Here is a 14,537-nt window from a genome sequence, read left to right on the forward strand (position 1 = left end):
TCGTTCCTTCTTCTCGACAGGCCTAGGACTTGATGTACGGCTTGCCATCGGCGGCAGGGGCCTTGATCTGTCCGGCGAACCCAGCCACCGCGAGCAGCGTCACGACGTAGGGCAGCATCAGCATGAACTCGCCGGGGATCGGCGTCTTCAGGATCGAGAGCAGGTTCTGGAGATTCGTCGCGAAACCGAACAGCAGGGCGGCGAGCGTCGCGCGGATCGGGTCCCAGCGGCCGAAGATCACCGCGGCGAGGGCGATGAATCCGAGGCCGGCAGTCATGTCCTTGCCGAACTGCGGCACGGAGACGAGAGTGAAGTACGCACCACCCATGCCGGCGATCGCACCGGCCAGCAGCACGTTCCAGAACCGGGTCGGGTTCACCTTGATGCCCACGGTGTCGGCCGCCTGCGGGTGCTCGCCCACGGCACGCAGCCGCAGCCCCCACCGGGTGCGATACAGGCCCCACGCCACGACGGCGACGGTGATGAACATCAGGTATCCGATGAACGTCTGGTTGAAGAGCACCGGCCCGATGATCGGGATGTCGCTCAGCAGCGGGATCTCGACGCGCGGGAAGCGCACGGGGGTGTTCAACGTCGCCTCGTTGGGTGCGAGCAGCGCGCCGTAGAGGAATCCGGTGAGACCGGTGACGAGCACGTTGAGCACGACACCGACGATGACCTGCTCGACGAGGTACTTGATCGCGAATGCGGCCAGCACGCTGGCGACCAGGACGCCGCCGATCATCGCCCCGACGAGACCGACGAAGGGGTTGCCGGTGATGCTGGACAGCAGCGCGGCCGAGAAGGCACCCAGGAGCAGCTGGCCCTCGATCGCGACGTTCACGACACCCGCACGCTCGCCGATCACACCGCCGAGCGCACCGAACACCAGAGGCACCGACAGCGATACCGCGCCGAACAGCAGGCTGGTCACGGGCACGAGTCCGCCGGCGGCCGCCCACACGAGGAACGCGAACACGGCGAGGACGCCGTAGGCGACGACCAGCCAGAGCGACGGCGGACGGAACGTCCACGCGCGGAGGAACGCTCCGACGGTGAGCACGACCAGGAGGCCGAGCACGACCCAGAACGTCGAGGCCGTCGGCAGCGCGACGTCGGGCAGCGCGAGTGCGGACGACTGGTCGGAGAGCCGGAAGGTGCTGATGCCGTCACGCGGTACGAACAGGAAGAGCAGGGCGAGGAGCACGGTGGCACCCGCCAGGACGATCGGCGCCTTGAGCTTCCGCTGCTTCACGGTCGCGAGCTGCACCGTGCCGTCAGCGGCCTGGGTCTGCACGAGGGACATCATGCCGCCACCGCCTTCTTCGCGGCTTTGGCTCTGAGCCTGGCAGCCTTCTCGATATCGGTCTTGGGAAGGAAGAACACCGTGCGCAGCAGAGGAGGCGCGGCGATGAACAGCACCACGAGTGACTGGACCACGAGGACGATGTCGACGGGGATGTCCTGCGCCTGCATCGAGAACGAGCCGGCCTTGAGCGCGCCGAACAGGATGCCGGCGGCGAAGGTGCCCCACGCACGACTGCGCCCGAGGAGCGCGACCGTGATCGCATCGAAGCCGATGCCGGCATCGATCGTCTCGGTGACACCCGTCGTGACCGCGCCCTGGAGCTGGTTCATGCCGGCGAGACCTGCCAGACCCCCGGCGAACAGCATCGCGTAGACGTAGATGCGCTGCACGCTGATGCCGGCGGCACGGGCCGCGTGCGGGTTCTCACCCACCGCGCGCATGCGCATGCCGAGCGCCGAGCGCTCGATGAGCCACCAGACGAACAGCGTCGCCACGATGACGATCACGAATCCGAGGTCGAGCAGCGGGAACTGCGGCCCCAGGAGCGTCGGGAACTGCGCGCTCTCCGGCGTGGCCGAGCCGAGCGCCTGGTTCGTGCCCGGCTTCTGCAGCAGGCCGGGGGTGCGGATCATCCACAGCAGCAGGTAGTACGCGATGTAGTTGAGCATGATCGTCAGGATCACCTCATGTGCGCCGGTGCGCGCCTTGATGAGTCCGGCGATGGCGCCCCAGAGCGCACCACCCGCGATGCCGGCGATCAGCGTCACCGGGATGTGCAGCCAGATCGGCAGGTCGAGCGAGAACGTCAGCAGGGCCGCGACCGCGACGCCGATGAGCATCTGACCGCGGGCACCGATGTTGAACAGTCCGACGCGGAACGCCAGCGCGACGCCGAGACCGGCGGCGATCAGCGGTGCGGCGAAGCCGAGCGTGTTGGTCAGCGGGCGGATCTGCGCCGCGAAGTCCGCGCCGCGGGCGTTGAAGATCGCACCGCGGAACAGCGCCTCGTAGCCGTTGTACACCGCGTTCCACGCCGCGACGAACGTGTCACCCGGCTGGGCGAAGAAGTAGCCGGAGGCCGCCTGCACGTCCTCGTTGGTCAGGGCGATGAGGACGCCGCCCACGATCAGCGCCAGCACGATCGCCAGGACGGTCGTGACGGCGTTGCCGCGGAGCATCTCCTTCAGGACCACGTTGCCGCGCGGAGGCGGCGGCACATCGGCCGGATCACGGGGAACCGTGCCGGTGCTCGTGGAGAGCTGCTCGGGCGGCAGCCCCTTGGTCACGTCTCCCGCGCCGGGTGTCGCTCCGCTCACGCGGCCACCTCCCCTTCGGCCGCTCCGGCCATCATGAGTCCGAGTGTCTCTCTGGGCGTGTCGCCGGGCACGATGCCGACGATCGCCCCGCGGTACATGACCGCGATCCGATCAGCGAGAGCGGCGACCTCGTCGAGCTCCGTGGAGACGACGATCACCGGGATGCCGGAGTCGCGCGTCTCGATGATCCGCTTGTGGATGAACTCGATCGAGCCGACATCCACGCCGCGGGTCGGCTGCGCGGCGACCAGCAGCCGCAGCTCGCGGCTCATCTCGCGCGCGATCACGACCTTCTGCTGGTTTCCGCCGGAGAGTGTTCCTGCGGGCGTGTGCGGCCCCTGGGTGCGGATGTCGTACTCCCGGATGCGCTCACGCGCGAACTCCTCCAGCGCCGCGCGGCGCAGTGTGCCTGCACGACTGAAGGCGGGGTCGTCGGAACGGTCGAGGATGAGGTTCTCGGCCACCGAGAACCCGGCGACCAGTCCGTCCTCCGTGCGGTCCTCCGGCACGAACCCGACTCCGGCGTCGAGGATGGCCCGCACGCTCTTGCCGACGAGCTCGTTGCCGTCGAGCACGATCGATCCCTCGACGCGCGCGGCGAGGCCGACGATGGCCTCGACGAGCTCGGTCTGTCCGTTGCCCTGCACGCCCGCGATGGCGAGCACCTCGCCCGGGCGCACGGCGAAGTCGATGCCGTCGACGACGATCGCCCCTGCGGGAGTGAGCACGCGCAGGTCCTTCACCTCGAGGCCGCCCTCGCCGATGCGCGGTGCGTCCTTGTGCACGGTGAGCTCGACGGCCCTGCCGACCATGAGCGACGCGAGCTCGGCGTTGGTGGCGGTCGGCGACGCCTCGCCGACGACACGGCCGAGCCGGACGATGGTGATCTTGTCCGCGACCTCGCGCACCTCACGCAGCTTGTGGGTGATGAACACGATCGCGGTGCCCTCATCGCGCAGCTGGCGCATGATCGCCATCAGCTCGTCCGTCTCCTGCGGCGTGAGCACGGCTGTGGGCTCGTCGAACACGAGCACCTTGGCGTCGCGCGAGAGCGCCTTGATGATCTCGACGCGCTGCTGGACCCCGACGGGGAGGTCGCCCACGAGCGCGTCCGGGTCGATGTCGAACCCGAAGCGGGCAGCCACCGACCGCACGTGCTCTCGCGCCTTCGCGATGTCGAGCGTGCCGAGGGCCTTGGTCTGCTCGTGACCGAGCATGACGTTCTCGGCCACGGTGAACACCGGGACGAGCATGAAGTGCTGGTGGACCATGCCGATCCCCGCAGCCATCGCGTCACCGGGACCGCGGAAGTGCTGCACCTCATCATCGAGGAGGATCTCACCCTCATCGGCCTGATACAGGCCGTAGAGGACGTTCATCAGCGTGGACTTGCCCGCGCCGTTCTCGCCGAGGAGCGCGTGGATCTCCCCCGGCTCGACCACCAGATCGATGTGGTCATTGGCCACGAGGCTACCGAATCGCTTGGTGATGCCGCGAAGTTCGAGCTTCATATCTGCACCTTATCCAGAAGAGTCATCCAGGAGAATCATCGTCCGTCCACGGCACGGGGCGAGTGGCAGAACTGCTCACCACTCGCCCCGCGCTTGGACCTGCGTCAGATCACGGCGAGTTCTTCGACTCCACCGTGATGTCACCGGCGATGATCTGCTTCTGCAGCTCGGCGATCTCGTCGAGCAGTCCGTCGGGCAGCTGCGACTCGAAGCTGCCGAAGCCGGAGAGCTTCACACCCTCGTTCTCGAGCGTGCCGATGTACGGAGCCGGGTCGAACTCGCCGGCGGCGGCCGAGACGGTCGCGTCGTGGACGGCCACGTCGATCGCCTTCATGATCGAGACGAGCGTGACGTCGGCCACGCTCGGGTCTGCGACGGCGAGGTCACTGTCGACGCCGAGCATCAGGGTGTCCTTGCCGCTGTCGGCGATCGCCGCCGCTGCGCTCTGGTAGACCGGTCCACCGACCGGGAGGATCACGTCGACGCCCTGGTCGAGCACGCCCTGGGCGGTCTGCTTGGCCGTGTCGTTCGCGTCGAAGCCACCCGTGAAGGAGCCCTTCTGCGTCGCGGCGTCCCAACCGAAGACCTCGACCGATGCCGACTTGTCCTCGTTGTACTTCTCGACACCGAGCTGGTAGCCGTCCATGAACACGGCGACGGACGGGATCTGCATGCCGCCGAAGGTGCCGACCTTGTTCACACCGCTCTGCGCAGACCACGCTGCGGCAGCGTAGCCACCGAGGTAGGCGGCCTGAGCCGTGTCGAAGACGAGGGGCTTGACGTTGGGGGCGTCGACGTTGCCGTCGAAGTCGTTGTCGGCCCAATCGTCGATGATCGCGTAGTCGATGTCAGGGTTCGCCAGTGCCGACTCGACGGTCGCGGCGGACAGCTTGAAGCCGACCGAGACGATCAGCGAGCAGCCCTCGGAGACGGCGGTCTCGAGGTTCGGCGCGTAGTCGTTGTCGTTCGCGGACTCGAACTCGAGCGGCTTGATGTCCAGCTCCTTCGCGGCGCTGTCCATGCCCTCCTTCGCGGACTGGTTGAACGACTTGTCGTTCCAGCCGCCGGCGTCGGAGACGAGGCAGGGAAGGAAGTCGGAGTCGACCGGCTTCTCAGAGCCGCCCGGCTCGGCGGTCGGTGCCTGGCCACAGCCGGCGAGTGCGAAGACGACGCCCGCGGCGATTGTCGCGCCGAGCAGCTTCTTGGTGGTGGAGATGGTCAACTCATGCCTCCCTCAACGAAACCGCGGCCCTCGCGGATCGATCAAAGTTACCTAGTGTTTCAGCGTTTGCGCACACCGGCGGCCCGTGTGCGAACGAATGGTTACCAAGCTGAAATCAACCCAGCCGATGAGCGCGATGCCCTGCTCATCAGAGCACGTCACCCTGACCGGTCAGCTTGAGGGACTCCACGACACCCTTCACGCGCTGCGCGTGCTCGACCGTCGTGACCAGCAGGGCGTCGGGAGTGTCCACCACCACGATGTCCTGCACACCGACCAGGCTGATCACGCGGTTGGTCTGGCTGACCAGGATTCCGCTGGCGGCGTCGGAGAGCACGCGGGCGTTCGGACCGAGCACGGCGAGGTCGTTCTTGCGCCCGTGCGTGATGAGCTTGGTGAGCGAGGCGAAGTCGCCGACGTCATCCCAGTCGAAGTGCCCGGGGATGACCGCCAGCCGCCCCCGTTCGGACGCAGGCTCAGCCACGGCGTAGTCGATCGCGATCTTCTTCAGCTTCGGCCAGATGCGGTCGACCGCCGGGCCTCGGCGCTCGCGATCGTCCCACGCCTCGGCGAGCTCCAGCAGCCCCGCGTGCAGCTCCGGCTCGTTGGCGGCCAGCTCTTCGAGGAGAACGCTCGCCTTCGCGATGAACATGCCGGCGTTCCACAGGTAACTGCGGTCTGCGACGTACTCCTTGGCCGTCTCGAGGTCGGGCTTCTCCACGAAGCGCTCGACCAGAGCAGCCTCGGGAGCACCGTCGACGACGAGCTCTCCGGCTTTGCGGATGTAGCCGAACCCGACCGACGGCTCGGTGGGCGGAATGCCGATCGTGCAGATGTACCCCTCGCGGGCGACCTGGACAGCCTGCTGCACGGCCCACTCGAACACCTGGGTGCCGCGGATGACATGGTCGGCGCTGAACGAGCCGATGATCACATCGGGGTCGCGACGGTGCAGGATCGCCGCGGCGAGCCCGATCGCGGCGGCGGATTCGCGCGGCTCCGATTCCAGGAAGACGTTCACATCGTCGATGCCGGGCAGCTCGGCCTCGACGGCGGCGCGGTGCGCGCGCCCCGTGACGACCGCGATGCGATCGGGGCCGGTGAGCGGTTCCAACCGATCCCAGGTGTCGCGCAGCAGCGAGTGCCCCGATCCGGTGAGGTCGTGGAGGAACTTCGGAGCGTCCGCACGAGAAAGCGGCCAGAGCCTGCTTCCGATGCCGCCGGCGGGGATCACAGCGTAGAAGTCCTGAATGGGTTGCGTCACCCCGTCAGCGTAGCCCGCGACCCTCCGCGTCGGTGTCGGCCGGCCGACGCGCGAACTGCACTTAGGCTCCCCTTCGTCGCTCCCCGTCATCTGACAGGAATAGGATGGACGACGATCGGGCATGCCTGACTTTCGACAGGATCACTCTTGGACGAGCGCAGCGCACGCGACCGACGCTCATCGATCCAGGGAGGACGACCGTGTCCACAAGCGCTCGCTTGACACCGTCGATTTCGGAAACCACGTCCAAGACCCCCCGCGGCACCCTCTACCGGGGTCGCGAAGGCATGTGGTCGTGGGTGCTTCATCGCATCACCGGAGTCGCCATCTTCTTCTTCCTGTTGGTGCATGTGCTCGACACAGCGCTGATCAGGGTCTCGCCTGAGGCGTACAACGCCGTCATCGGCACGTACAAGAACCCGATCATGGCGCTCGGCGAGGTCGTACTCGTCGCCGGCATCGTCTTCCACGCCATGAACGGCCTGCGCATCATCGCGGTCGACTTCTGGTCGAAGGGCGCGAAGTATCAGCGCCAGCTCTTCTGGGGTGTCCTCGCCGTGTGGGTCGTGATCATGGCCGGGTTCGTGCCCCGCCACCTGATGCTCGCGTTCGCCGGATTCGGAGGGGGTCACTGATGACCGCGCAGACCGTCGTCGCTCCCGCCCGCCGCCAGCGCGGATTCAACCTCGAGAAGTGGGGGTGGATCTTCATGCGCGCCTCGGGCATCGTGCTCGTCGTGCTGATCTTCGGCCACCTCTTCATCAACCTGATGGTCGGCGAGGGCATCCACGCCCTCGACTTCGCATTCATCGCCGGCAAGTTCGCCACGCCGTTCTGGCAGTGGTGGGACGTGCTGATGCTGTGGCTCGCACTGATCCACGGCGCCAACGGCATGCGCACCATCGTGAACGACTACGTCACCACCGAGAAGGCGCGCAAGGCGCTGGTCTGGGCGCTCGGCCTCGCCGCCGGTCTCCTGATCCTGCTCGGCACCCTCGTGGTGTTCACCTTCGACCCGTGCCTGGGCGTACAGCCGGACAGCGTCCTCTGGACCGAGTGCGCCGCGCTGGTCGGAAACTGAGAAGAAGGCTAAAGAAGAAGTGACTACCCAGACGCAGGATTCCGTCGTCCGTGACGGCGTGCACTACCACCAGTTCGACATCGTGATCGTGGGTGCGGGCGGCGCCGGCATGCGCGCCGCGATCGAAGCGGGCCCCGGTGCGAAGACCGCCGTGATCTCCAAGCTCTACCCCACGCGCTCCCACACGGGTGCGGCACAGGGCGGCATGGCGGCGGCGCTCGCGAACGTCGAGGAGGACTCCTGGGAGTGGCACACCTTCGACACGGTCAAGGGCGGCGACTACCTCGTCGATCAGGACGCGGCGGAGATCCTCGCGAAGGAGGCCATCGACGCGGTCATCGACCTCGAGAACATGGGCCTCCCCTTCAACCGCACCCCTGAGGGCAAGATCGACCAGCGCCGCTTCGGCGGTCACACGGCTGAGCACGGCAAGACCCCGGTCCGCCGCGCCTGCTACGCCGCAGACCGCACCGGCCACATGATCCTGCAGACGCTGTTCCAGAACTGCGTCAAGCTCGGCATCAACTTCTTCAACGAGTTCTACGTGCTCGACCTGCTGACCGTGAAAGATGCGGACGGCAAGACCCAGGTAGCGGGCGTCGTCGCCTACGACCTGTCCACCGGCGAGCTGCACGTGTTCCAGGCCAAGGCCGTGATCTTCGCGACCGGCGGCTTCGGCAAGATCTTCAAGACCACCTCCAACGCGCACACCCTCACGGGCGACGGCGTCGGCATCGTCTGGCGCAAGGGCCTCCCCCTCGAGGACCTGGAGTTCTTCCAGTTCCACCCGACGGGGCTCGCCGGTCTCGGCATCCTCCTCACGGAGGGCGCACGAGGCGAGGGCGCGATCCTGCGCAACGCGTCGGGTGAGCGCTTCATGGAGCGCTACGCACCGACCATCAAGGACCTCGCTCCGCGTGACATCGTCGCGCGCTGCATGGTGCAGGAGGTCCTCGACGGCCGCGGCGCCGGCCCCCACAAGGACTACGTGCTGCTCGACTGCACGCACCTGGGCGCGGAGGTCCTCGAGACCAAGCTCCCCGACATCACCGAGTTCGCCCGCACGTACCTGGGGGTCGACCCGGTCGTCGAGCCGGTGCCCGTGATGCCGACCGCGCACTACGCCATGGGCGGCATCCCGACCAACAACGACGGCGAGGTCCTCGCGGACAACACCACCGTCGTCCCCGGACTCTACGCCGCCGGCGAGTGCGCGTGCGTCTCGGTGCACGGCGCCAACCGCCTCGGCACCAACTCGCTGCTCGACATCAACGTGTTCGGCAAGCGCGCCGGTCGCAACGCCGTCGAGTACGTCCAGACCGCGGACTTCGTCCCGCTGCCCGAGAACCCGGCCGGCTTCGTGTCGGACATGCTCGAGGGCCTCCGGAACAACCAGGGCACCGAGCGCATCGCCGTGCTGCGCAAGACGCTGCAGGACGAGATGGACAAGGGCGCGCAGGTGTTCCGCACGCACGACTCCCTGCAGCACGTGCTGGGAGTCATCGCCGAGCTGCGCGAGCGCTACAAGAACGTGCACGTCGACGACAAGGGCCAGCGGTTCAACACCGACCTGCTCGAGGCCGTCGAGCTGGGCTTCCTGCTCGACATCGCCGAGGTCGTGGTCTACGCGGCGCAGAACCGCGAGGAGAGCCGCGGCGGTCACATGCGCGACGACTTCCCGAAGCGCGACGACGAGAAGTACATGCAGCACACCATGGCGTACCTGACCGGCGATGCGCACTCGTCCGACCCGGGCGATCACATCAAGCTCGACTGGAAGCCCGTCGTGTTCACCAAGAACGAGCAGGGCGAGTTCAACTACCCGCCGATGGAGAGGAAGTACTGAGCATGTCCACCGCCATCGCAGAAGCACCTGCCGACACGACCCAGGAGGCTGCGATCCAGTCCTTCGTCGTGACCTTCAACATCCGCCGGTTCGACCCCGAGGTCGACGCCGAGCCGCACTGGGTCGACTACGACGTGGAGCTGTACTCCACCGACCGCGTGCTCGACGCACTGCACAAGATCAAGTGGGAGGTCGACGGCTCGCTGACCTTCCGCCGCTCCTGCGCACACGGCATCTGCGGTTCGGATGCGATGCGCATCAACGGCCGCAACCGCCTCGCCTGCAAGACGCTGATCAAGGACCTGGACATCTCCAAGCCGATCTACGTCGAAGCGATCAAGGGTCTCCCCCTCGAGAAGGACCTCGTCGTCGACATGGAGCCGTTCTTCGCCTCCTACCGCGAGGTCCAGCCGTTCCTGGTCGCGAACTCCGTGCCGGAGAAGGGCAAGGAGCGCGTGCAGACGATCGCCGACCGCGAGATCTTCGACGACACCACCAAGTGCATCCTGTGCGCCGCGTGCACCTCGTCGTGCCCCGTGTTCTGGACGGACGGACAGTACTTCGGTCCGGCCGCGATCGTGAACGCGCACCGCTTCATCTTCGACTCGCGCGACGACAACGCCGCCGTGCGCCTCGACATCCTCAACGACAAGGAGGGTGTCTGGCGCTGCCGCACGACCTTCAACTGCTCCGAGGCGTGCCCGCGTGGCATCGAGGTCACCAAGGCGATCGCCGAGGTCAAGCAGGCCGTCCTGCGCGGACGCCGCTGACCGCTCTCGCGCTGTTCGACACGCCTCCGCCCTTGGATAGGGTGGAGGCGTGTCTGATTCCGGTGGCGCCGCGCCCGAAGCCGGTCGCCTCGATGTGGCGGTCGAGCGCGCCACGGCGCTGACCCGACGCACACTCGGCCTCTTCCCCGTGCGGGTCTGGCGTCATTTCCTGCAGCACAACGGATTTCTGCTGGCCGCCGGTGTCAGCTATCAGGCGCTGTTCGCGATCTTCGCCGCCATCTACCTCGCCTTCGCGATCGCCGGGCTCTGGCTCGGCGGCAGCGAAGAAGCCGTGAACGGCCTGATCGACATGATCAACAGCTACATCCCCAATCTGATCCTCCCCGAGGGCGGGGTGGTCACCCCCGCACAGGTGCAGGAGATCGCCGCCAACACGACCGGCGTCCTGAGCATCACCGGTCTGATCGCCCTCGGCACCGTGATCTGGACCGCGATCGGATGGGTGACCTTCTCCCGGCGGGCGACCAGGGACATCTTCGGCCTGCCGCCGGACCGACGCAGCTACGTGCTCCTCAAGGCCCGCGACCTGCTGGCGGCCGTGATCTTCGGCGTCGCTCTCATCATCGGATCCCTGCTCAGCTCGGCGAGTGCCGGCGTGCTGAGCTGGGTGCTGGCCCAGCTGGGCTGGGATTCCGAATCGGATGGCGTGAACCTCAGCATCCACGTCGGCACGGTGCTGGTGTCGTTCGTGCTGATGTCCGCCGCGCTGGCCGCCATGGTCCGCTTCCTGACGGGAACGTCGCTGGACTGGCGGATCATCTGGCCCGGCGCGCTCCTCGGCGGCGGTGCGATGACCGTCCTCCAGTTCGGTGCGGGATTCCTGCTGAGTTACACGCCCTCCAATCCCCTGCTCGCCACGTTCGCGATCTTCATCGGTCTGCTGCTGTGGTTCCGGATCAACGGCGTCGTGATGCTCGTCGCATCGTCGTGGATCGCCGTCGCCGCGGGCGACCGCGATGTCCCGCTGCTGCATCAGACCGAGGCGGAGCGGCGTCTGGCGGAGTACCGGGCGCTCCTGACCGCCGCGCGCATCCGGGTGCGAGAAGCCCAGACCGCCCGTGACACGGCTCCGTGGCACCGCGCGTGGGCGGCAGGGCGGGCCCTGCGCGCGGCAGAGGCGGAGCTCGCCGATCTAGAGGCGTCGCCGCCTCCGCCGGTCGATACCACCACGCCGCTCGCGCAGCGGCTCCTGTCGGAGCTGAACCGCGGCGCCAGGGACGCCAACGGCACCAGGGCAGGAAACGGTGCCAGGGACGGCAACAGCGATCGGGATGTCGGCGGCTCTCGTTAGGCTTGTCCCCATGCCTCATCTGCGTATCGCCTCGGTCAATGTCAACGGAATCCGGGCGGCTGCCCGTAACGGGATGAGCGGATGGCTCGATGACGCCGATGTCGACATCCTGACGTTGCAGGAGGTCCGCGGGCAGGACGAGCACCTGGAGGCGGCACTCCCCGGCTGGACGTTCGTGCATGACGAGGCCACGGCCAAGGGCCGCGCCGGCGTCGCGATCGCGAGCCGCGTGCCGGCGATCGCATCGCGCACCGATTTCGGTGACGCCGACTTCGATTCCAAGGGGCGGTGGATCGAGGCCGACTTCCTGATCGGCGACCGTCCGCTCACGGTCGTCAGCGCCTACGTGCACTCCGGCGAGGCCGACACCCCCAAGCAGGACGAGAAGTGGAAGTTCCTCGACGCGTTCGGACCGCGCCTCGCCGAGCTCGGTGCCGACGACGCGCTCGCGCTCGTCACGGGCGACCTGAACGTGGGTCACCGCGAGCTCGACATCAAGAACTGGCGTGGCAACCGCAAGAAGGCCGGCTTCCTGCCCCGCGAGCGCGCGTACTTCGACCGTTTCCTCGGCCCCGCGGGCACCGAGGTCACCGGGGTCGACGGCTCTGTGGGCGTGGGACTGGGCTGGGTCGACGTGGGTCGCCGCTTCCACGGCGAAGTCGACGGCCCCTACACGTGGTGGTCCATGCGCGGTCAGGCGTTCGACAACGACTCCGGCTGGCGGATCGACTATCACCTGGCCACACCGGCTCTCGCGGAGCGCGCCACCGCGTACCACGTCGCCCGCGCCGCCGCCTACGACCAGCGCTGGAGCGATCACGCTCCCGTGGTCGTCGACTACACCTACTGAATCGCCGAACGACCGGGAGCGCGGCCGATGCCGTCCTCCTGGTCGAGGTACCGGTACCACCCGCGGTACTCGAGGACCGTGCCGAACAGCGGATTCGTCGCGCGCATCCTGATCGTACGGCGGCGGTGGTCCTCATCCCACCCGTCCTCGAGGTCGACATCGACGCCGAAGATCCCCGCGAGCGGGATCCGTCGCCCGGCGAAGCGCAGGGCGACGCGGCGGGTGCGCATCCGCAGGGCGCCGTCGTCCGTGACGCTGCAGTGCTCGAGCATCTCGACGCGGCCGCGTGCGCCCAGGACGTTGTGCACGATGCCGGTACGCGGGGTCGTGGTCAGTCGGTCGGAGATGTACTGCGTCGATCCGGGGAAACGGAACTCCCGCGTCGTGTCGAGCGTCGCCTGCCCCGATGCGGTCACCCCGCAGCGCACGGTGAGCAGGAACGGCACGTCGCGCCCGAAGCGCGTCACCAGCATGCGCGGTCCGACGACGGGCCGGCCGAACGCGGACAGACGCCCGAAACGGCTGCCGGCCACCTCGAAGACCCCTTCGGCACGGTCCTCGTCGGGGGCGACAGCGCGCATCTGCGCCAGGATCTGCGGGTGCAGGCGCTCCGCATCCGCTCCCAGCGCCCGCAGGAACGCCTCTCCCCTGGCCGTCACTCGCGCACCTCCTCGCGATACGGCTTGACGGTCTCGGGCACTGCCCCGTCACTCGGGAACTCGCACTCGAAGGCGCCGCGATAGCCGAACAGGAATCCGAGCAGGTCGTTGCGCACCTCGAGGTCGATCACGAAGCACCCGCGCTCGTCGTCGAAGCGCTCGGTCAGATGCGCCCGCCCGCTGAACAGCATCGGGAACCGGAACGCGAGCGGTCCCTCGTAGAAGCGCTGCGCTCCCGAGGTCAATCGCAGAGCGCCGTCATCGGTCACCGCGAGTTCCAGGTCCACCGCGAGATGCTGATGCGTGCCGAGGTAGTCGATGATCCTCCCCCGCGCTTCGCTGTAGATCATGGTCGCGTCGAAGCGTCGACGACGTCCTGGGCGCACCGTCATGGTGCGCACGAAAGTCACGGTCTCCCGGCCGAGGCTGTCGACGTAGGCATGGTTATCGATCTGGAACGGGATGTCGGTGCCGCGCTCGGGGAACATGATGTTGCGCATCGTCCCGATCGCGAGGAACGGCAGCGTCCACCACGGGCCACGCCGCACCTCGGACATCACTCCCCGACCCACGCAGCCGTACCCCGCAGCCACGCCGACGCCGAAGCGCCGCTGCAGCTGCGGATGCAGGCGTGCGAAGTCCGGCCCGAGAGCGCGCTCGAACACGCCGTCGCCGGCGCTCATGAGCTGATCCTGTCGAGGGAATCCGGGGCGTCCTGCATGATCGTGCGCTCCCGGCGGCGCGGCGGACGCGACAGACAGCGTCGCGCCTTCGGACCTCCCCGGCGGAGCGAACGCCACCCGCTGAGTCGTTCCGGAGCGATGTCGTCCTCCGCCCACATCCTGAGTCGATCGAAACTGCGCGCCGTGAGCCACCAGACGAAGCGCCTCGTCACCAGCCGGTCGAGGATCAGACCGAAGGGTCCCCACCCTGGTGTGTAGTCGTACCCGGTGATGAAGCGCACACCGTCATCGGTCGGGATGTAGCGCCAGTAGCCGCGTCCGGACTGCAACGGCGACAGCCGGTCAGCGGAGTCGAACACGAGCGCCGAGGTGCGCTCGCCCCGCGAGCCCTCCCGTGTGCCGAGCGAGACCCCGGTGCCGCGGATCGTGTGCACGCCCAGGTCGAGAGCGTACGCGAACTCCTGCGCACCGTCCGGTCGCGTCCGCACGGGCCGGATGGCGGAGAAGCGCGCGTCCCATCGTACGTGCGCGGCAGGGTCCTGCGTGAGGCCCCAGAGGGTCTCCAGCGGCGCTCGGATGAGGATCTCCACGTACAGCGCGCGATCCCGGCGAGCGGGTGCGCGGACGGGGCTGCGGGACGGCGCCGACATCCCGTCAGCCTAGACGACCACGGCGACTCCCTCCGTGAGGAGCGGCGGCGCGGAGCACCATAGG

Annotated in this window: 14 protein-coding genes; 6 read left to right on the forward strand and 8 right to left on the reverse strand. The window is 67.9% G+C overall.

Annotated features, from left to right (window positions below):
- Nucleotides 1-22 precede the first annotated feature (22 nt).
- The 5 genes from ACIOVG_RS15040 to ACIOVG_RS15060 form a co-directional block, all read right to left on the reverse strand.
- Nucleotides 23-1,306, reverse strand: a complete 1,284-nt coding sequence (locus ACIOVG_RS15040) for an ABC transporter permease (RefSeq protein ID WP_400876415.1) — start codon at nt 1,304-1,306, stop codon at nt 23-25.
- On the reverse strand, nt 1,306-2,625 hold the full coding sequence (locus ACIOVG_RS15045; protein WP_400875092.1) for an ABC transporter permease: 1,320 nt from the start codon (nt 2,623-2,625) through the stop codon (nt 1,306-1,308). The genes ACIOVG_RS15040 and ACIOVG_RS15045 overlap by 1 nt, the downstream gene beginning before the upstream one ends.
- Entirely contained in the window at nt 2,622-4,136 is a 1,515-nt protein-coding gene (locus tag ACIOVG_RS15050; RefSeq protein WP_400875095.1) for an ABC transporter ATP-binding protein, read from the reverse strand. The genes ACIOVG_RS15045 and ACIOVG_RS15050 overlap by 4 nt, the downstream gene beginning before the upstream one ends.
- A gap of 109 nt (nt 4,137-4,245) precedes the next feature.
- Nucleotides 4,246-5,358, reverse strand: a complete 1,113-nt coding sequence (locus ACIOVG_RS15055; RefSeq protein WP_400875098.1) for a BMP family protein — start codon at nt 5,356-5,358, stop codon at nt 4,246-4,248.
- A 148-nt stretch (nt 5,359-5,506) separates the two neighbouring features.
- On the reverse strand, nt 5,507-6,622 hold the full coding sequence (locus tag ACIOVG_RS15060) for a mannose-1-phosphate guanylyltransferase (protein WP_400875101.1): 1,116 nt from the start codon (nt 6,620-6,622) through the stop codon (nt 5,507-5,509).
- Between the two features lie 200 nt (nt 6,623-6,822).
- Between ACIOVG_RS15060 and sdhC the strand changes: the two genes are divergently transcribed.
- Genes sdhC through ACIOVG_RS15090 form a run of 6 tightly spaced genes read left to right on the forward strand, consistent with a single transcriptional unit; the run spans nt 6,823 to nt 12,481 of the window.
- A complete protein-coding gene (gene sdhC / locus ACIOVG_RS15065; RefSeq protein ID WP_116636409.1) occupies nt 6,823-7,257 on the forward strand; it encodes a succinate dehydrogenase, cytochrome b556 subunit in 435 nt (144 codons plus the stop codon).
- The gene (locus tag ACIOVG_RS15070) at nt 7,257-7,703 is read left to right on the forward strand and encodes a succinate dehydrogenase hydrophobic membrane anchor subunit (RefSeq protein ID WP_400875103.1); all 447 of its coding nucleotides are present in this window, start codon (nt 7,257-7,259) and stop codon (nt 7,701-7,703) included. Before sdhC ends, ACIOVG_RS15070 begins: the two co-directional genes overlap by 1 nt.
- Before the next feature lie 19 nt (nt 7,704-7,722).
- The gene (gene sdhA / locus ACIOVG_RS15075; RefSeq protein ID WP_400875106.1) at nt 7,723-9,549 is read left to right on the forward strand and encodes a succinate dehydrogenase flavoprotein subunit; all 1,827 of its coding nucleotides are present in this window, start codon (nt 7,723-7,725) and stop codon (nt 9,547-9,549) included.
- Nucleotides 9,550-9,551: 2 nt separating this feature from the next.
- Nucleotides 9,552-10,319, forward strand: a complete 768-nt coding sequence (locus ACIOVG_RS15080; protein ID WP_400875109.1) for a succinate dehydrogenase iron-sulfur subunit — start codon at nt 9,552-9,554, stop codon at nt 10,317-10,319.
- Between the two features lie 49 nt (nt 10,320-10,368).
- Entirely contained in the window at nt 10,369-11,631 is a 1,263-nt protein-coding gene (locus tag ACIOVG_RS15085; protein WP_400875112.1) for a YihY/virulence factor BrkB family protein, read from the forward strand.
- 10 nt (nt 11,632-11,641) lie between these two features.
- Complete coding sequence (locus ACIOVG_RS15090; protein ID WP_400875115.1) at nt 11,642-12,481, forward strand: exodeoxyribonuclease III; 840 nt, start codon at nt 11,642-11,644, stop codon at nt 12,479-12,481.
- Here the strand turns inward: ACIOVG_RS15090 and ACIOVG_RS15095 are convergent.
- From ACIOVG_RS15095 to ACIOVG_RS15105, 3 genes are read right to left on the reverse strand one after another with little or no spacing between them, the layout of a single operon-like run.
- Nucleotides 12,475-13,140 (reverse strand): DUF4166 domain-containing protein, encoded by a 666-nt coding sequence (locus ACIOVG_RS15095; RefSeq protein ID WP_400875118.1) that lies wholly within the window; start codon nt 13,138-13,140, stop codon nt 12,475-12,477. The genes ACIOVG_RS15090 and ACIOVG_RS15095 overlap by 7 nt on opposite strands.
- Nucleotides 13,137-13,823 carry a DUF4166 domain-containing protein gene (locus ACIOVG_RS15100; RefSeq protein WP_400875120.1) on the reverse strand — a complete coding sequence of 229 codons (687 nt, stop codon included), beginning with the start codon at nt 13,821-13,823 and terminating at the stop codon, nt 13,137-13,139. The genes ACIOVG_RS15095 and ACIOVG_RS15100 overlap by 4 nt, the downstream gene beginning before the upstream one ends.
- Nucleotides 13,820-14,473: an SRPBCC family protein gene (locus ACIOVG_RS15105; protein WP_400875123.1), complete on the reverse strand. Its 654-nt coding sequence runs from the start codon at nt 14,471-14,473 to the stop codon at nt 13,820-13,822. The genes ACIOVG_RS15100 and ACIOVG_RS15105 overlap by 4 nt, the downstream gene beginning before the upstream one ends.
- Nucleotides 14,474-14,537: the final 64 nt, after the last annotated feature.

This window comes from Microbacterium sp. NPDC087591 (genome assembly GCF_044743625.1).
Taxonomy (GTDB): Bacteria; Actinomycetota; Actinomycetes; order Actinomycetales; family Microbacteriaceae; genus Microbacterium.